Source organism: Nitratireductor aquibiodomus (assembly GCF_900105565.1).
Taxonomy (GTDB): domain Bacteria; phylum Pseudomonadota; class Alphaproteobacteria; order Rhizobiales; family Rhizobiaceae; genus Nitratireductor; species Nitratireductor aquibiodomus.
Window position 1 is genome coordinate 2,651,820 of record NZ_FNSL01000001.1, and the last position, 18,096, is coordinate 2,669,915.

At 63.0% G+C, this 18,096-nt stretch carries 16 protein-coding genes; 7 read left to right on the forward strand and 9 right to left on the reverse strand.

What is annotated here, in order from left to right:
• Positions 1-15: 15 nt before the first annotated feature.
• Complete coding sequence (locus BLW55_RS12705) at positions 16-876, forward strand: MurR/RpiR family transcriptional regulator (RefSeq protein ID WP_090329045.1); 861 nt, start codon at positions 16-18, stop codon at positions 874-876.
• Positions 877-880: 4 nt separating this feature from the next.
• Here the strand turns inward: BLW55_RS12705 and BLW55_RS12710 are convergent, their stop codons facing one another.
• Positions 881-1,837 (reverse strand): AraC family transcriptional regulator, encoded by a 957-nt coding sequence (locus tag BLW55_RS12710; protein WP_244509066.1) that lies wholly within the window; start codon positions 1,835-1,837, stop codon positions 881-883.
• A 198-nt stretch (positions 1,838-2,035) separates the two neighbouring features.
• Here BLW55_RS12710 and BLW55_RS12715 point away from each other — a divergent pair, with 198 nt between their 5' ends.
• The 3 genes from BLW55_RS12715 (at position 2,036) to pyrC (ending at position 5,319) form a co-directional block, all read left to right on the forward strand.
• The gene (locus BLW55_RS12715) at positions 2,036-2,488 is read left to right on the forward strand and encodes a cupin domain-containing protein (protein WP_007008783.1); all 453 of its coding nucleotides are present in this window, start codon (positions 2,036-2,038) and stop codon (positions 2,486-2,488) included.
• Positions 2,489-2,633: 145 nt separating this feature from the next.
• On the forward strand, positions 2,634-4,124 hold the full coding sequence (locus tag BLW55_RS12720; protein ID WP_090329047.1) for a flavin-containing monooxygenase: 1,491 nt from the start codon (positions 2,634-2,636) through the stop codon (positions 4,122-4,124).
• Positions 4,125-4,266: 142 nt separating this feature from the next.
• Positions 4,267-5,319 (forward strand): dihydroorotase, encoded by a 1,053-nt coding sequence (gene pyrC, locus BLW55_RS12725; RefSeq protein WP_090329048.1) that lies wholly within the window; start codon positions 4,267-4,269, stop codon positions 5,317-5,319.
• A gap of 15 nt (positions 5,320-5,334) precedes the next feature.
• Here pyrC and BLW55_RS12730 read toward each other — a convergent pair whose 3' ends face one another.
• The 6 genes from BLW55_RS12730 to BLW55_RS12755 all read right to left on the reverse strand — a co-directional run bounded on the left by BLW55_RS12730 (position 5,335) and on the right by BLW55_RS12755 (position 12,519).
• A complete protein-coding gene (locus BLW55_RS12730) occupies positions 5,335-5,580 on the reverse strand; it encodes a formate dehydrogenase subunit delta (protein ID WP_025031463.1) in 246 nt (81 codons plus the stop codon).
• Positions 5,570-6,394 carry a formate dehydrogenase accessory sulfurtransferase FdhD gene (gene fdhD / locus BLW55_RS12735; RefSeq protein ID WP_007008787.1) on the reverse strand — a complete coding sequence of 275 codons (825 nt, stop codon included), beginning with the start codon at positions 6,392-6,394 and terminating at the stop codon, positions 5,570-5,572. Before fdhD ends, BLW55_RS12730 begins: the two co-directional genes overlap by 11 nt.
• Before the next feature lie 206 nt (positions 6,395-6,600).
• Complete coding sequence (gene fdhF, locus BLW55_RS12740; protein ID WP_090329049.1) at positions 6,601-9,489, reverse strand: formate dehydrogenase subunit alpha; 2,889 nt, start codon at positions 9,487-9,489, stop codon at positions 6,601-6,603.
• 9 nt (positions 9,490-9,498) lie between these two features.
• Complete coding sequence (locus BLW55_RS12745) at positions 9,499-11,055, reverse strand: formate dehydrogenase beta subunit (RefSeq protein WP_090329050.1); 1,557 nt, start codon at positions 11,053-11,055, stop codon at positions 9,499-9,501.
• Positions 11,052-11,525 (reverse strand): formate dehydrogenase subunit gamma, encoded by a 474-nt coding sequence (locus tag BLW55_RS12750; RefSeq protein ID WP_025031461.1) that lies wholly within the window; start codon positions 11,523-11,525, stop codon positions 11,052-11,054. The genes BLW55_RS12745 and BLW55_RS12750 overlap by 4 nt, the downstream gene beginning before the upstream one ends.
• A gap of 94 nt (positions 11,526-11,619) precedes the next feature.
• Positions 11,620-12,519 carry a LysR family transcriptional regulator gene (locus tag BLW55_RS12755; RefSeq protein WP_090329051.1) on the reverse strand — a complete coding sequence of 300 codons (900 nt, stop codon included), beginning with the start codon at positions 12,517-12,519 and terminating at the stop codon, positions 11,620-11,622.
• A gap of 130 nt (positions 12,520-12,649) precedes the next feature.
• Between BLW55_RS12755 and BLW55_RS12760 the strand changes: the two genes are divergently transcribed.
• On the forward strand, positions 12,650-13,825 hold the full coding sequence (locus tag BLW55_RS12760) for an Mrp/NBP35 family ATP-binding protein (protein ID WP_090329052.1): 1,176 nt from the start codon (positions 12,650-12,652) through the stop codon (positions 13,823-13,825).
• 70 nt (positions 13,826-13,895) lie between these two features.
• A complete protein-coding gene (paaG, locus tag BLW55_RS12765; protein ID WP_090329053.1) occupies positions 13,896-14,693 on the forward strand; it encodes a 2-(1,2-epoxy-1,2-dihydrophenyl)acetyl-CoA isomerase PaaG in 798 nt (265 codons plus the stop codon).
• Position 14,694: 1 nt separating this feature from the next.
• Here the strand turns inward: paaG and BLW55_RS12770 are convergent, their stop codons facing one another.
• A complete protein-coding gene (locus BLW55_RS12770; protein ID WP_090329054.1) occupies positions 14,695-15,171 on the reverse strand; it encodes an SRPBCC family protein in 477 nt (158 codons plus the stop codon).
• 147 nt (positions 15,172-15,318) lie between these two features.
• Here BLW55_RS12770 and chrA point away from each other — a divergent pair, with 147 nt between their 5' ends.
• Positions 15,319-16,527 carry a chromate efflux transporter gene (gene chrA, locus BLW55_RS12775; protein WP_090329055.1) on the forward strand — a complete coding sequence of 403 codons (1,209 nt, stop codon included), beginning with the start codon at positions 15,319-15,321 and terminating at the stop codon, positions 16,525-16,527.
• Between the two features lie 12 nt (positions 16,528-16,539).
• Here chrA and pdxR read toward each other — a convergent pair whose 3' ends face one another.
• Entirely contained in the window at positions 16,540-18,033 is a 1,494-nt protein-coding gene (gene pdxR / locus BLW55_RS12780) for a MocR-like pyridoxine biosynthesis transcription factor PdxR (RefSeq protein ID WP_090329056.1), read from the reverse strand.
• Between the last annotated feature and the right edge of the window lie 63 nt (positions 18,034-18,096).

The window sequence follows — 18,096 nt, forward strand, 5'->3', positions numbered from 1 at the left end:
CCGCGAAAGGAAGTCATGTCTGTCCTGAAAATCATCGACGCGCAGCTTGAGACCATGGCACCGGCGGACAGGCAGATTGGCCAGTTCATCGTAGACTATCCAGATCGTGTGCTCAGGCTTTCCTCAGCGGCCCTGGCCGAGGAGACGGGCCGTAGTCAGTCAAGCGTGGTGAAGTTCAGCCAGAAGCTTGGCTTCTCGGGCTATCAAGATCTCAAGCTCGCCGTTAGCAAGGCCAGGGCGCAGGAATGGCAGGTGCCGCCGGGCATGATCCACTCCACCATCGAGATCGGCGACAGCCACGCCACCATTTCGCAGAAGCTCATCTCGAGCAAACTTCTCTCCATGCAGCAGACCATCGCCGCCAATCACGAGCCGGAGATAGCGCGAGCGCTTGAGTCATTGGATGCCGCGCGCCGCATCCACATTGCAGGGGTCGGCGCATCGTCACTGGTGGCGCGCGACTTTTCCTACAAGCTGCAAAAGCTCGGTCGCAACGCGCTGCATGACAGCGACAGCCATGTGCAAATGGCCAATGTCTCCTCTCTGGGCGAAGAGGATGTGCTCTTTGCACTCTCCTATTCCGGCACCAGCATCGAGACGGTGCGCATTGCCGAGCTTGCAAAGACGCGGGGTGCGACTGTCATCTCCGTTACCGGCTTGCAGCAGAATCCGCTGATGCGCGTTGCCGACATTCGCCTGCACACGGTGGCCGACGAGGAACGGGTGCGCTCCTCCGCCATCACGTCGCGCGATGCGCAGCTCACTTTGATGGACTTCCTGTTCATCCTCATCCTGCAGCGCCAGCCGGATGCGAACGACTATGTCCACAACAGCGAAGCGTCGGTGTCCGCGCTGAAGATGCCGACGGCAAAATAGAAGATCAGTAGGTGGCTTTGCGGGCGGTTTCGCTGGGGCGCTCACCGAAGGTCTTGCGGTAGTCGGCGGCAAAGCGCCCGAGATGGCTGAACCCCCAGCGCAACGCTGTTTCCGTTATCGAAATCTCGCCTTGAGCATTTTCCAGATCGAACCGCACGCGGCGCAGACGCTCAAGCGTCAGCGCGTGCATCGGCGAAAGACCGTGCGTGCGCTTGTAGGCAAGCTGCAGCGCCCGCGCACCGACCCCCGATGCCGCCGCGATGTCGGTCAGGGTGATCGGGCGGTGCGCATTCTCCCTGATGAACGCGTCGGCGCGCTTCACCTGCCGCGGCGCCGCCTCCTGCCTTGTGTCAAAGAAAGCGGAGAGATTGTGCGGCTGGAGTCTCAGAAGCGCCTCGAGAATGCGCTGCTCGTGGAACGCAGCGCAAAGGTTCAGACCCTGCTTTTCGGGCTTGTTGGCGGCGCGGAACATCGCATTGACCAGATTGCGCCATGAAGCAAGCTCCGGCCGGGTGAAATCGATCACCGGATCGAACACCACAGGTCCCGGCAGCGGGCGCTCGCAGAGTTGCTCGGCGAAACCCATGAACGAGGCTTTGGGGATCTGCACCAGAACCTGCTCGCATCCGGCCCACCAGCGCATGGAGGTTTCGCGGTCGGCATTGAGCAGCGCCGCCCTGTCGCCATCGCTCAGGAATTCCTTCCGGTTGTGTTTGATCGTCGCGCAGCCGGAAATGGGAACCTGTATGAGATAGAAGGTTTCGAGCGCGCCGGGGTCGATCAGAACATCGGCACCGTAGCTGATATAGTTGAGGGAAACGAGGAGGCCCGGCTGGTGGTTTTGCACCGCGCGAAACCGCCCGCCACCGACCACTTCCAGCCGGTGGTTGCAGAACTTCCGGGCAACCTTCTCCCGTGCACAGTCCAGATCGTCCGTTTGAAAAAGGGCGTGGCTGGACAACGGGCGGTCGCCCCACTCCTCCCGGGCGATCACCATTCCCGGAGTTTAGCAGGTGTTTTGCTTTCTCCAAGATTTGTCCTGGTTTCTCGCCAAAACCGGCCGGTTTTTTTCGTTTTTCGGATATTTGGTTCAGTTTCCGGATATTTTTCCGGGTCGCTTCCGGGCACCATGAAACTCCGTGATCAAGGGAGGAAAATCATGGAAAAGGAACTCGAAAAAGGCGTCACCGCAAACGGTGAGGGCTATGCCGGCAAGGAATGGAACATTCTCGGTCAGGTCTATTTTCCCAAGGCCACCTGCGATTCCACCTTCGCCTTTGAAACCAACAGCGACCCGGGCCAGTTCGTGCCGGTTCATGTTCATCCCACGCAGGAAGAGTTCATTCTGGTGCAGGAAGGCGAGCTGGATCTGAAGCTCGATGGCAAGTGGATGAAGGCGAAGGCGGGCGATCTGGTACGCATGCCGCGCGGCGTTCCGCATGGCTATTTCAACAAGTCTGACAAGCCGGCCCGCGCGCTCTTCTGGGTTTCGCCGGCGCGCAAGCTCGAAGCGCTGTTCGAGACGCTGCACAACATGACCGACCCGGAAGAGGTGGTGAAGGTTTCGGCCCTTCACGAAGTGGATTTCCTGCCACCGGAAGCAAACGACTAAAGCATCGCGCTTTGGCCGGGTCCTCAAGGGAGCCGGCCCACAGACCCGATAACAATCAAGGCTGGCAAGGGACCTTTGGCGACGTGGCAACACGCGGCGCGGGGAGGCGCGCGTCCAGAATTTGCCGGACGGGAGGAACCTTACGATGACAATACGAAAGCATGTCTGCGTGATCGGCGCCGGCGTCAGCGGTCTTGCCGCCGCCCGCTCCTTCAAGAAGCGTGGCCACCGGGTGACCGTTCTTGAACGCAGTCACGAACTGGGCGGCGTCTGGGAGCCGTCACGCTCCTATCCGGATGTGCAGACGCAGAGCCCCAAGGATCTCTACCGCTACACCGACAAGGCGATGCCGAAGGATTTTCCCGAATGGCCGAAGGGCCCGCAGGTCTTCTCCTACCTGTCGGATTATGCAGACGACCACGGTCTGCGCCCGCTGATCCGATTTGACACCGCAGTCTCGGCCATGCGCCGGCGCGACGATGGCAAACCCGGCTGGGAACTCGATCTCGAAACGGCGAATGGCGAGAAAACCAGCGAAACCTTCGATTTTGTCGCCGTCTGCACCGGCCAGTTCAGTGAGAAGAACATTCTCACCCATCCGGGCCAGGAGGAGTTCGAGGCAGAAGGCGGCACGGTAATCCACTCTTCCGAATACACCGATCCGGCCATGGTGAAGGGCAGGAACGTCACGGTCCTCGGTTTCTCGAAATCGGCGACCGACATTGCCGTGAGCGCGGTGAAATCGGGTGCTCGCTCCGTCACCATCGTCTATCTGGAATCGGTCTGGCGCATTCCCTACTTTGTTGGCGGGCTGATCAACTTCAAGCGCATCCTCTATATCCGCGCGCAGGAAAAGATGTTTCCGGGCTGGAGCCGGAGCGGCTTCGCCCGCTTCAATCATGCCGTTGCCCGGCCCTTCATCTGGGCTCACTGGCGCGCGCTGGAAGCGCTTCTGACCGTACAGCTCAAACTCAACAAGACCGGGTTGAAGCCCAAAGATCCCATCGAGGGAGGCGTGAACTGCTCGGTTCCCATCGCCACGCCAGGCTTCTTCGAGATGGTGGCAGACGGGCGCATCAAGGCCGTGCAGGGTACCTTCGCGAGCTATGAACCCGGCGCGATCAGGTTGACCGGCGGCGAGCTGATCAAATCCGACATGGCGATCCTCGCCGTTGGCTGGAAACTCGGTGTCCCCTACCTGCCGGCGGAATACCGCGAAAAACTGGTGGAGCCGGACGGGCAGTACCGGCTCTATCGCCTGATTGCCAATCCGGACATTCCCGATCTCGGCTTTGTCGGTTTCAACTCGTCGTTCTGCACCGTTTTGTGTGCCGACCTCGCCGCCGAATGGCTGGTGCGCTACGCGGACGGAAAACTGGCGAAACAACCTACCCCGGAGGAAATGCGCGCCAACATGGACATGATGCTCCACTGGCGACGCAACGAGCGACCGGCCGCGAAAATCTATGGCGGCCTGTGCGTGGCGCCCTATCACTTCAAGCATTTCGACGAGTTGATCGACGACATGGGCGCACGGGTGAAACGCCGCAACCCGCTGGCGGAAAATCTCTCGCCTCCGGATGCCGGTGCTTATGCACGCTATCTGCGCTCCGCACCTGATTATCAGGTGGCGTGAGGCAGTGCCGCGCCGGCCTCCTCCCCGGCGCGGCCCGGTGTCCGTCTCTTTGACACACCCTTGAAATCCATGGCGGCATGGGCGAAGGAAAGGGAAGCGCAGACCGTGCGCACCGAATTTTCCTGTCCGGAGTAGACGTTCCGTGAAAACCCTGACCATCCGCCGCCCCGACGACTGGCATCTGCATCTGCGCGACGGCGCGGTTCTGGAGGCGGTTCTGCCGCATTCTTCCGCCGATTTCGCCCGCGCGATCATCATGCCCAATCTGGTGCCGCCGGTGGTGACGGTGAAAGACGCGCTCGCCTACCGCGACCGCATCATGGCGGCAAAGCCCGAGGGGCATGATTTCACGCCACTGATGACGCTTTACCTGACCGAGCAGACGGATGCGGATGACGTCGCCGCCGGCCACCGCGACGGGCACATCACGGCGGTAAAGCTCTATCCGGCGGGTGCGACCACCAATTCCCAGAGCGGCGTGCGCGATCTCATGAAGGTGCAGCCGGTGCTGGAGCGCATGGCCGAGATTGGCCTGCCGCTGTGCGTGCATGGCGAGGTGACGGACGCCTCCATCGACATTTTTGACCGCGAGGCCGTCTTCATCGAGCAGGTTCTCAATCCGCTGCGTGAGCGCCTGCCTGAGCTGAAGGTGATCATGGAGCATGTGACCACGAAGAACGGGGTCGACTATGTTCAGAGTGCGAAGAAGAACCTCGCCGCCTCACTCACCACGCATCATCTGATCATCAACCGCAACGCCATTCTGGCCGGCGGCATTCGCCCGCACTACTACTGCCTGCCGGTCGCCAAACGCGAGGAGCACAGGCTGGCGCTGCGCAAGGCGGCGACATCGGGCGACAGCCGCTTTTTCCTCGGCACCGATTCGGCACCGCACCTCGACCCGGCCAAGGAATCGGCCTGCGGCTGTGCCGGCATTTTCACGTCCATCAACACGATGTCGTGCCTGGCGCATGTGTTCGAGGAAGAGGACGCGCTGGACAGACTGGAGGCCTTCGCCTCCCTTAACGGCCCTGCCTATTACGGTCTGCCTGCCAATGAAGACACGATTACGCTGGTGCGCCGTGATGAGCCGGTGGAGTTCCCCAAATCCGTCTACAGCTCAGACGGTACGATCACCGTGTTTGATCCCATGTTCCAGTTGCATTGGGCGGTAGAGAAACAGCCGGCCGGCTGACACCAGGCGGAAGCTTCAGGCGGCCCTGGGGCGGTTGATCGTTTCGGATGCCTGCAGAACGAGCGGGGAAAGCCCGTCACCACCCATCTCGATGATTTCGAAAAGGCGGCCGCGCATGCGCGGCTCCCAGAACTTGTTGATGTGATCGGCAACACCGGCGGCACGCTCCGCTTCGGGCTGCGAGGTGAAGAATGTGGCGATCTGGTTGGCCATGTAGACGAGATGCTCGTCGCCGGATTTGAACTTTTCGTCATGCGACATGTCTGGCCGCTCCAATGGTCACGCGTTCGGGGTGGGTGAAAATGTCGAACTCCTCGCCGCGCACGAGGGCGACGAGGGTCATGCCGGCGGTTTCCGCCGTGCGGATGGCCAGCGCTGTCGGGGCTGATACGGCGGCAATGAGCGGCGCGCCGATGGCGGCAGTTTTCTGCACCATCTCGACCGAAACGCGCGAGGTGACGATCACCGCGCCTTTGCCGCGATCAATGCCAGCCTTCACCAGCGCGCCTGACAGCTTGTCGAGCGCGTTGTGACGGCCCACATCCTCGCGCGCTGCTACCACACCCTTGCCGGAGATGTAGAAACCGGCCGCATGGACAGCACCCGTGGCCCTGTGGAGTTCCTGAAATTCATAAAGTTCGCCGACGGCACCGGTAATCTCGGCAGCCGTAAAACGCTGCTCCGACGCTGTCTCCGGCACGGAGCGCATCGCCTCTTCAATGCTTTCGATGCCGCAAAGCCCGCAACCGACTGGACCGGCAAGCCGCCTGCGCCGCGCCTCGAAGCGCGTGTTGGCCGCATCGCGCAGGCGTATCTGCAGGTCGATACCGGGGCCGAGTTCCTGAACGGTGATCGTTTCGATCTCCCCGGCACTGGAAACAATGCCCTCGGTGACACTGAAGCCGAGAGCGAAATCTTCCAGATCGGCTGGCGTTGCCATCATCACCGCATGGGTGGTGCCGCCATAGGAAAGCGCGATAGGCGTTTCCTCGGGCACGGAGCGCGGGGTGACCTTCGTCCCGCCGGTGCGGCGGGCCGTTCTTGAAACGCGGGCTGTGGCGGGAGGTTGGGTCATCGCTCTACACCGTCGTCATCCCGGCCGAGCAAAGCGAGAGCCGGGACCCATTGAGAGGCGCGGCCGGTGTCCGCAAAAGGCAGTAGGGTGAATGCCCGGGTGAGAACCGGGCTTTGCTCGCCATTCTCTTCCAATGGGTCCCGGATAAGCCTGCGGCTTTCCGGGATGACGGGTTGGAGATCAGGGCACCGCCAGCAAACATCACACTACTCCGCCGCCTCCACATGCACGATGCGGCGGCTCTGGCGGGCGTGCTCTTCGTAGTCTTCCTGCCACTCGGTCGGGCCGTTGGAGGGCGAAACCTGCACCGCCGTGACCTTGTATTCGGGGCAATTGGTGGCCCAGTCGGAATATTCGGTCGTCACCACATTGGCCTGCGTGGCCGGGTGGTGGAAAGTGGTGTAGACGACGCCCGGTGCAACGCGCTCGGTGATGGTGGCGCGCAGGCTCGTTTCGCCGGAGCGGCTCTTGAGCTTCACCCAGTCGCCCTCGCGGATGCCGCGGGTCTCTGCGTCGAAGGGATGGATCTCAAGCAGATCCTCATCGTGCCAGACGACATTCTCCGTGCGGCGGGTCTGTGCGCCGACATTGTATTGCGAGAGGATGCGGCCCGTGGTGAGCAGCAGCGGGAAGCGCGGGCCGGCTTTTTCGTCGGTGGCCACATAGGCGGTGCGCACGAACTTGCCCTTGCCGCGCACGAAGCCGTCGATATGCATAACGGGCGTGCCGGTGGGGGCCTTTTCGTTGCACGGCCATTGCACCGAGCCTTCCATTTCCAGAAGCTCATAGGTCACGCCGGCAAAGCTGGGCGTGGTGGCCGCGATCTCGGCCATGATCTCGGAAGGATGCGTGTAGTTCCAGTCCTGGCCCAGCGCACGGGCCATGTCCTGCGTGACCTCCCAGTCGGCATAGCCGTTCTTGGGCTCCATCACCTTGCGTACGCGGTTGATGCGGCGTTCGGCATTGGTGAAGGTGCCGTCCTTCTCAAGGAAGGTCGAGCCCGGCAGGAACACATGAGCGTAGTTGGCGGTCTCGTTCAGGAAGAGATCGTGAACGATGACGCATTCCATCGCTTCCAGGCCGGCCGCCACATGGTGCGTGTTGGGATCGGACTGGAGAATGTCCTCGCCCTGCACGTAAAGCGCCTTGAAGGAGCCATCGACGGCGGCGTCGAGCATGTTGGGAATGCGCAGGCCCGGCTCATTGTCGAGCTTCACGCCCCACAGGCTCTCATAGATCGCACGGGTCGCATCGTCGGAGATGTGGCGGTAGCCCGGCATCTCGTGCGGGAACGAGCCCATGTCGCAGGAGCCCTGCACATTGTTCTGGCCGCGCAGCGGGTTCACACCCACGCCCGGCCGGCCGATATTGCCGGTTGCCATGGCAAGATTGGCGATGGCCATGACGGTGGTCGAGCCCTGGCTGTGCTCGGTGACGCCGAGACCGTAATAGATCGCGCTGTTTCCCCCGGTGGCGTAAAGACGCGCCGCGCCGCGGATCAGATCGGCGGAAACGCCGGACATCTTCTCAATGGCCTCGGGGCTGTTTTCCGGCTGGAGCACGAAACTCGCCCAGTCCTGGAACTCGTCCCAGTCGCAGCGCTCGCGGATGAAGGCTTCGTCGAACAGGCCTTCGGAAACGATCACATGGGCAAGGGCGGTCAGCACGGCTACATTGGTGCCGGGTTTCAGCGGCAGGTGATAGCTCGCCTCCACATGGGGCGTGCGCACCAGCTCGATGCGGCGCGGGTCGAGGACGATCAGCTTCGCACCTTCGCGCAGGCGCTTCTTGAGGCGCGAGCCGAAGACGGGATGGGCGTCCGTCGGGTTGGCACCGATGACCAGAACGACATCGGTGTGCTCGACAGAATCGAAGTCCTGCGTGCCGGCGGAAGTGCCGAACGTGGTCTTCAGGCCATAGCCTGTGGGGGAGTGGCAGACGCGGGCGCAGGTGTCGACATTGTTGTTGCCAAACGCCTGCCGCACCAGTTTCTGAACGAGATAGGTCTCTTCATTGGTGCAGCGCGACGAGGTGATGCCGCCCACCGAGCTCCGGCCATATTTCTGCTGGATGCGGCCGATCTCGCTGCCGATATGGGCGTAAACCTCTTCCCAGGACACTTCGCGCCACGGGTCGGTGATCTTTTCGCGGATCATCGGATTGAGGATGCGGTCCTTGTGGTTGGCATAGCCATAGGCGAAGCGGCCCTTCACGCAGGAATGGCCGCGATTGGCCTTGCCATCCTTGTAGGGCACCATGCGGACGACTTCCTCGCCCTTCATCTCGGCCTTGAACGAACAGCCGACGCCGCAATAGGCGCAGGTGGTGACGGCGGAATGATCGGGCATGCCCATCTCGATGATGGATTTTTCCTGAAGCGCGCCGGTGGGGCAGGCCTGCACGCAGGCGCCGCAGGACACGCATTCCGACTGCAGGAAGGGCTCGTCCATGCCGGCGGTGATGCGGCTTTCGAAACCGCGCCCTTCCACCGTCAGGGCGAAGGTGCCCTGCTGCTCCTCACAGGCGCGAACGCATAAGGAACAGACGATGCACTTGGACGGATCATAGGCAAAATAGGGATTGGAGACATCCAGTTCCTTGAAGTTCACTCCGTGCTCGCCAATGGGCGAGGGTTCGAGGTGGTTTGCCCCGTCATCGCCATAGCGGTTCTGCTTCAGGCCCACGGTCTCGGCCATATCTGCCATCTCGCAATCGCCAGCGGCGCAGGCCGCGCAGTCTTCCGGATGGTCGGACATGTAGAGTTCCATCACGCCGCGGCGGATGGTGTTGAGGCGGTCGGTCTGCGTGTTGACGGAAATGCCGTCCATGGCCGGCGTGGTGCAGGAAGCCGGCGTGCCGCCCTTGCCTTCGATCTCAACCAGGCAGAGGCGGCAGGAGCCGAAGCTTTTCACCATGTCGTTGGCGCAGAGCTTCGGCACGGCGATGCCGGCCTCGCGCGCGGCGCGCATGATCGACGTGCCTTCCGGAACGGTGACTGACTGGCCGTCGATGGTCAGGGTCACGGTCTTCTCAGAGCGGACAGCGGGGGTGCCGTAGTCGATTTCTTCTACGAAACGCTTGTCGGTTCCACACATGGTGTCCTCCTACTCCGCCGCTTCGCGCACGGGCGCGGGGCGGAAATCTTCCGGGAAATGGGTCAGCGCGCTCATGACGGGGTAGGGCGTGAAGCCACCCAGTGCGCACAGCGATCCGAATTTCATCGTGTTGCAGAGATCGGTCACGGTCTCGATCTGCTCCTCAGGCGCGATGCCCTGCTTCAGCCGGTCGAGCACTTCGACGCCGCGCGTCGAGCCGATGCGGCAGGGTGTGCACTTGCCGCAGCTTTCCACGGCGCAGAACTCCATGGCGAAGCGCGCCTGCTTCAGAAGGTCAACCGTGTCGTCAAAGACCACGATGCCAGCGTGGCCGATCAGACCATCCTTCGCGGCGAACGCCTCGTAGTCGAAGGGCGTGTCGAACAGGTCGCGCGGCCAGTAAGCGCCGAGCGGACCGCCCACCTGCACGGCGCGCACAGGACGGCCCGTGGCGGTGCCGCCGCCGATATCGTCTACCAGCTCGCCGAGCGTCATGCCGAAGGCTGCCTCGAACAATCCGCCATGCTTCACATTGCCGGTGATCTGGATCGGAATGGTGCCGCGCGAACGGCCCATGCCGAAATCGCGGTAATAGGCTCCGCCCTTGTCGAGAATTATCGGCACGGAGGCGAGCGAGATCACATTGTTGATGACGGTCGGCTTGCCGAACAGGCCTTCATGGGCCGGCAGTGGCGGCTTGGCGCGCACCTGGCCGCGCTTGCCTTCCAGACTGTCGAGCAGCGCCGTTTCCTCACCGCAGACATAAGCACCGGCGCCCACGCGCACTTCCATGTCGAATGCGTAATTCGAGCCGAGCACGTTTTTGCCGAGCATGCCGGCTGCGCGGGCGGCGTCGATCGCCTCGTTCAGGATGCGGTGAACATTGGGATACTCGGAGCGGAGATAGACATAGCCCTTCGTCGCGCCCGTCGCGATCCCGGCAATCACCATGCCTTCGATGAGCACGAAGGGATCGCCCTCCATGATCATGCGGTCGGAGAAGGTGCCTGAATCGCCTTCGTCGGCGTTGCAGACGATGTATTTCTGCGGGCCGTCGGTGTCGTGCACCGTCTTCCACTTGATGCCGGTCGGGAAACCCGCGCCGCCACGGCCGCGAAGACCGGATTCGGTGACTTCCTCGACGATGCCGAGCGGCGTTTTTTCCAGCGCGTTGCGCAGGCCACGCAGGCCGCCATGCGCCTCATAGTCCTCAAGCGAGACGGGATCGATGATGCCGCAGCGGACGAAGGTCAGCCGGGTCTGCTTTGCAAGGAAAGGGATTTCCTCGGGCCTGCCGAGGGCGAGGTCGTGCGCACCGCCTTCGATCAGGTCGGCATCGAACAGCCCCGCGACGTCGCCGGGCTTCACCGGACCGTAGGCCACGCGGCCCTCGGCGGTTTCCACTTCGACCATGGGCTCAAGCCAGAACATGCCGCGCGAGCCATTGCGGACGATCTTCGCGTCGAGACCGCGTTTTTCGATTTCCTCACGCGCGGCGGCAGCGACCTTTTCGGCGCCCAGTGCCAGCGCACCGGCATCGCGCGGAATGTAGATGTTGATGGTCATGCGCGCACCTCTGCTGCGATTTCCTCGACCCGCGCCTCATCCAGCCGGCCAATGACCTCGCCGTCGAGCATGGCGGAGGGCGCACAGGCGCACAGACCGAGGCAATAGACGGGCTCCAGCGTTACCGCGCCATCGGCGGAGGTCTCATGAAACCTGATGCCGAGCAGCTTCTGCAGCTTCTCGGCCACCGCATCGCCGCCCATGGACTGGCAGGCTTCGGCCCGGCAAAGCTTCAGGACATGACGGCCTGCCGGTTTCTCGCGGTAGTCGTGGTAGAACGAGACAACACCATAGACTTCGGCGCGTGTCAGGTTGAGGGCCTCGGCGATGATGGGCAGGCTTTCACGCGGCACATGGCCGAGTTCCCGCTGAATCCCATTGAGAATGGGGAGTAACGGGCCCTCTTCGCCTTTCCACCGATCAATGATCGGCTCGACGGCGGCCGCAATTTCGGTACGTGCTTGCTGCATCTTGCAGCGCCCTCCCTAACGATGCTCGTTCTGAAGGGGAACAAATCCTTTGTGCAGGATCAATATAGCATATTCGTCACTTGATAGAAAATATCTATCGCTGTGACTCGTATCGTTCGGCAAGAAGCCTTGCCTCGTAGAGCAGTGCAGAGACAAGCGGCGTGTGCGGCTCGCGCTTGACGGCCACCAGACCGACGAGATGGCTCGCGTCCGGTTCAACAATGGGGATGGCCCGGATCGGCTCGGCAAAGCCCAGAACTTCCGCAAGGTTGAGCGGCATTATGGAGGCCCATTTGCCGGTGCGGATATGGGAGAAGAGCACGATCATCGAATTGGATTCAAGCGTGGGGTGCGCCGTTGCCCCCACCTCCTCCAGATGTTTGTTGATGATGCGCCGGTTCTGCATGTCGGGCGTGAGAAGGCAGAGCGGGAGTTCGGCCACCTCCTTCCATGTCACCGTATCGCGGTCTGCAAGCCGGTTCGTGGCGGCGGTGATGAGCTGGTAGCGCTCGGAATAGAGCGGCACGGACGCGACATGGCCGAGCGGTTCGTTGTCGAGATAGGTGATGCCGATGTCGATCTCGAAGTTCTCAAGAAGCGACAGCACCTCCAGCGAGGTGCGTGAGATGATGGAGAAAGTGACTTCGGGGTGCTTGTCGCGGAACGGGGTGGTGAGCTCGGGCAGCATGGCAAGTGCGGTCGGGATGGCGGCGATGCGCACATGGCCGGCGAGGCCACGCCGCGCGGCCTTCATCTCGGCGCGCATGGTGCGCGTGTCGCCGACAATGCGACGCGCCCATTCGAGAACGCGCTGGCCTTCCGGTGTCAGACCCTGAAAGCGCGATCCGCGCTGCACGAGCATGACGCCAAGCTGATCCTCAAGCTGCTTGATGGCGGCAGACAGGGTGGGCTGCGTGATGCCGAGCTCGGCGGCGGCCCGCCCGAAATGCTGCTCCCTGGCAAGCGCGATGAAAAATTCCAGCTTGTCGATCATGGCGAGACGCTACATCGGCGATGCGCGCCCGGCAATGCGCAAGACGTGCCGACGGAAATTGGCCAATTTGCCTCTCTTGGCCCGCGCGCCCATCTGCATTATCTGAGAGAAAACGCAAAGGCACGTGCATATGACTCTCGACAGACAGACCGTCATCGACCGCTTGCGGTCCGTGAAGGGCCCGGACCTGGAAGGCGACGTCGTTTCGCTGGGGCTGGTTTCCGAGATTTTCATCGCAGACGGCAAGGTTTTCTTCTCGATTACCGTTCCGGCCAGACGCGCGCAGGAACTGGAGCCGCTGCGCCAGGCGGCGGAGACCGCCGTCAAATCGCTGCCGGGCGTCAAGGGCGCGATGGTCGCGCTGACGGCGGAAAAGGCCGGCGGCGGCATGGGCGCGACACCGCCGCCGCGCCCGAATCCTGCTCCGCCACGCCCGACATCTCAACGCTCCGCGCCGGGCGGACCTGCCGCACAGGCCGGCCAGCAACCGGCCAAGCAGGATGTGCCGGGCATCAAGGCGATTATCGCCGTGGCGAGCGGCAAGGGCGGCGTCGGCAAGTCGACAACGGCGGTCAATCTGGCACTGGGACTGAAGGCGCTTGGGCTGAAGGTCGGCATTCTCGATGCGGACATTTACGGCCCCTCCATGCCGCGTCTGCTCGGGCTCAAAGGAAAGCCGGAAACCGCCGATGGCAAGACGCTGAAGCCGATGGAGGCGTTTGGCGTGAAGGTCATGTCCATGGGCTTCCTCGTGGAGGAAGACACGCCGATGATCTGGCGCGGGCCGATGGTCGTCTCGGCCCTTCGCCAGATGCTGCGTGACGTCGCCTGGGGCGAACTCGACGTGCTGGTGGTCGACATGCCGCCCGGCACGGGCGACGCGCAGCTCACCATGGCGCAGCAGGTGCCGCTGGCTGGTGCGGTGATCGTGTCCACGCCGCAGGATCTGGCGCTGATCGATGCGCGCAAGGGGCTTAACATGTTCAGGCGGGTAGATGTCCCGCTGCTCGGCATCGTCGAGAACATGAGCTATTTCGTGGCCCCCGACACGGGCAAGCGCTATGACATTTTCGGCCATGGCGGCGCGAAGGCGGAGGCGGAAAGGCTGGGGGTGCCGTTCTTGGGCGAGGTGCCCCTGACGATGGATGTGCGCGAAACCTCCGACGCGGGAACCCCGGTCGTGGCATCGAACCCCGATGGCGTTCAGGCCGGGGTCTACAGGGAGATCGCTGGAAGGGTCCACACGCATCTTGCGGCAGCCATGCAGAGCGCTGCGGATGAAGCGCCAGCCATCGTTTTTGAATAAAACTATTGCTGCAATTGATTGATCGCTCGGTGCGTGTAAAAAGCGCTGCATTCAATCAAAGGGGATTTCCATGAGCGCCGCGACTTCGCAGACTGTGCTTCACGAACGCCATGATGGATGGCATCGCATCACGCTCAATCGGCCGGAGAAGCTGAACTCCTTCAACGAGGAGCAGCACACGGCATTGCGCGAAGCGCTGGAAGCGTGCTCAGCCGACGATACATGTCGCGCCGTGCTTCTGACCGGGGCAGGGCGCGGCTTCTGCGCCGGGCAGGATCTGGGTGACCGCGATCCCGCCAAGCTCGAGGACAAGCCGGACCTCGGCTATACGATCGAGAATTTCTATAATCCGCTGGTGCGCAAGCTGCGGGGCATGAACAAGCCCATTGTCTGCGCGGTGAATGGCGTGGCCGCAGGTGCGGGTGCCAACATTGCACTCGCCTGCGACATCGTTTTGGCCGCAAAATCGGCGAAGTTCATTCAGGCCTTTGCGAAGATCGCTCTCGTGCCGGATTCCGGTGGAACCTGGTTCCTGACGCGCATTCTGGGGGAGCCGCGCGCCAAGGCGCTGGCGCTAACGGGCGAGCCACTTTCGGCGGAGGATGCTGCAAACTGGGGTCTGATCTGGCGCGCCGTCGAGGACGACGCCCTGATGAGCGAGGCGGAGGCGCTGGTGGAGAAACTGGCCAGCGGACCGACCCACGCCTACGGCCTGATCAAGAAGGCGATCCACGCCGCTCCGGGAAGCTCGCTCGATGCGCAGCTTGAGCTGGAACGCGAATTGCAGCGCGAAGCCGGCCGCTCGGACGACTACCGCGAGGGGGTTTCGGCGTTTCTCGAGAAGCGCAAGCCGGTCTTCAAGGGGTAGGTCAGGAGGCTGCGGCTTCCTCGGCATCGCCACCGGTAACGCGGGCGTTGAAATCGGAGAAGAACTGGCCGGCAAGTTTCTTGGAGGTCGACTGAATGAGACGGCTGCCGAGCTGGGCCATCTTGCCGCCCACATCCGCCTTTGCGCTGTAGCTTAAGATCGTGGCGTCGGGACCGTCTTCCTTCAGCGAAACATCTGCCCCGCCCTTGGCAAAGCCGGCCACGCCGCCCTTCCCTTCGCCCGTGATCGTGTAGGAGTGGGGCGGGTTGAGATTGGTGAGCTCCACCGCGCCGTTGAATTTCGCCTTGATGGGGCCGATCTTAAGCGTGACAACGGCTTCAAACTCGGTGTCCGACGTCTTGGTCAGTTCCTGACAGCCGGGAATGCAGTCCTTCAGAACCTCGGTATCGTTCAGAGCCTGCCAGACGGTGTCCACCGGCGCTTCGATGCGTTCCTCACCTTCGATGACCATGGCCATGGCGCGTTCCTCCTGAGACGGTGTTTCCGATCTGGCTAACTCACAGGATACGTCTTGTCCATCCGTGTGGCGACGGCCGCTGTTGTCTTGTGCCTGACATGTGGCGCATTTATTCGACAGCGAATCGGCTGAAGGGTGAGGCGTGCAATGAAGGGGAGCGAAACGCACGAAGGCGGAAGGGTGGGGACGGCTGCGGAGGTTTTCGGCGCGTTCCTCAGGCTCGGCCTGACCTCCTTCGGTGGCCCGATCGCGCATCTTGGTTATTTCCGCGATGCGCTCGTGCTGCGGCGGAAATGGCTCGATGAACAGGCCTATGCCGATCTGGTGGCGCTCTGCCAGTTCCTGCCGGGGCCGGCAAGCAGTCAGGTGGGTTTCGCGCTGGGCTATATGCGCGCGGGGCCGCTGGGTGCGGCGGCGGCATGGACTGCGTTCACACTGCCATCCGCGTTTCTGCTCTTCGCTTTTGCGTTGTTTGCTTCCGCACTCGACAATCCGCTCGGTCACGGACTGTTGCACGGGCTGAAGATCGTGGCCGTGGCGGTGGTGGCGCAGGCGGTCTGGGGCATGGCGCGCTCGCTATGCCCGGATCGCGAGCGAGCGGGCATTGCCCTTGCCGCGCTTGTGCTCGTTACGGTCTCAGCAAGCGCGTTTGCGCAGATCGGTGCCATCGCGATCGGTGCGCTGCTTGGCTGGCTGCTCTGTCGCGGAAAGGCAGGCGGCGATGGGGCAGTCGTCGCGTTCGGCCTGTCGAAACGCGCCGGTGCCACCTGCCTAATGCTCTTTGCAATTCTGCTCCTCGGCCTGCCGCTTGTTGCGCCCATGGCGCAGGGGCTTTCCGTGTTCGACACGTTCTACCGTGCCGGCGCGCTGGTATTTGGCGGCGGGCATGTGGTGCTGCCGCTCCTTGAAGCGGGTGTCGTTGAGCCCGGCTGGGCGACGCGCGACGCGTTTCTGGCAGGCTATGGCGCGGCACAGGCCGTTCCCGGCCCGCTCTTCACCTTTGCGGCCTATCTGGGTGCGGTTCTGGGGCCTACGCCGAACGGGCTTGCCGGCGCTGCGATTGCACTGTTCGCGGTTTTCCTGCCGGGGTTTCTTCTGTTGCTGGGCGTCGCGCCCTTCTGGGACCGGTTCCGGCAATTCGACACCGCGCGGGCGCTGATGATGGGCACAAATGCCGCCGTGGTCGGCATTCTGGGGGCAGCCCTTTATGATCCGCTTTGGACGACCGCCATTCTTGCGCCGGCTGACTTTGCCGTGGCGGCCGTCGGCTTCATCATGCTCACCATGTGGAAAGCGCCACCATGGGTGGTGGTGGCGCTTTGTGCCGTGGCGGGAATGGGGATGGCTGCTCTTTGACGCTGCCTGCTTTTATGCGGCTACACGCCGATACTCGGATGCCGCCGCCGCCAACTCGCGGATGCCCGGCTCGATCTGCTGCGCCGCGATGGACGAGATGCCAAGCCGCATGAACGGCGTCGGCTGGGTTCGTCCGAGGAAGAAGCGCGCGCCCGGCTCGATTAGGACACTGCGGCGGGCGGCGGATTTGGCAAGCACGGCCGAATCGAGACCGGGCGGGCCTTCGAGCCAGAGCGAGGTGCCGCCGCGAATGTCGGCCGCGTTCCAGTCCGGCAGAATGTCGCCGACTGCCTGATAGAGCTTTTCGCGCCGCTCCTCGAAGGCCGACGAGATGCGGCGAACGAGGGTGTCGTGGTGGCCGAGCGACAGGAACAGCGCAACGGCGCGCTGGTTGTTGGCCGGCGGATGCCGCAGCATGAAACGGCGCAGCGCGCGAAGTTCGGCGATCAGGTCTGCAGGCGCCACGATGTAGCCCATGCGCAGGCCGGGCGCGAGCGTCTTGGACATCGAACCCAGATGCACGACACGGCCATTGCGGTCGAGCCCCTTGAGAGCGGCCTGCGGGCGCTCGTCGGCGAGCTGGCTGTCATAGTCGTCTTCGATGACGATCCAGTCATGGCGCTCTGCTGCCTCCAGCAGCGCCTCGCGCCGCGCCTGGCTGAGCGGCACCATGGTCGGGCAGTGATGGCTGGGCGTGGCAAAGACGAAATCTGCATCCTGCGGGATCTGGGCCACGTCGATGCCCTGCCGGTCGACGGGAACGGGGGCAATCTCCGCGCCGGCAAGCTGGAAGATGGAACGCGCATCGGGATAGCCGGGATTCTCCACCGCGACTTTCTTGCCGCGGCTCATGAGGAGCGTGGCCAGCATGTAGAGCGCATGCTGCGAGCCGAGCGTGACGAGGATCTCATCGGGATTGGCGAAGATGCCGCGCCGGGGCAGGAGCCGGGCCTGGATCTGCTCGACAAGCAGCGGGTCGTCACGGTCGACCATGTCCGCCGCCCAGTTGCGGATTTCCAGAACGGCAAGCGCCATGCGGTTGCACTCCCGCCACTCGGCGGTGGGGAAGAGCGAGGGGTCGAACTGGCCGTAGACGAAGGGGTAGGAGGCCTTCATCCAGTCTTCGTTCTTGCGCGGTTCCGGCATTTCGCTGGCCAGAACCTGAAACCGCTTCTGCCAGTTGACGCCATCCTTGCCGCCCTGCTTGCGGGGTGGGCGCGGAGGCGCGGCCAGCACTTCCGGATTGACGAAGTGGCCGCGGCGCTCACGGGCGATCAGAAACCCCTGATCGACAAGCTGCTGGAAGGCGAGCACCACCGTGCCGCGCGCAACGCCGAGTTTTTCCGCGAGAATACGGCAGGATGGAAGCGGCATGGACGGGGCGATCTGGCGATCAAGGATCGCAGACACGATGGCCTGACGGATCTGTGCCTGAAGGGTCTGTCCCGATTCGGGGGAAATCTTGAACAGGCCCGTCCACAGGGCGGTATCATTTCTGGCTGGCATATGGCTTTCCTCTCCGGCGGGGGAGCCTAACTCTGGGTCAATGCATGTCAACCCTGGTACAAT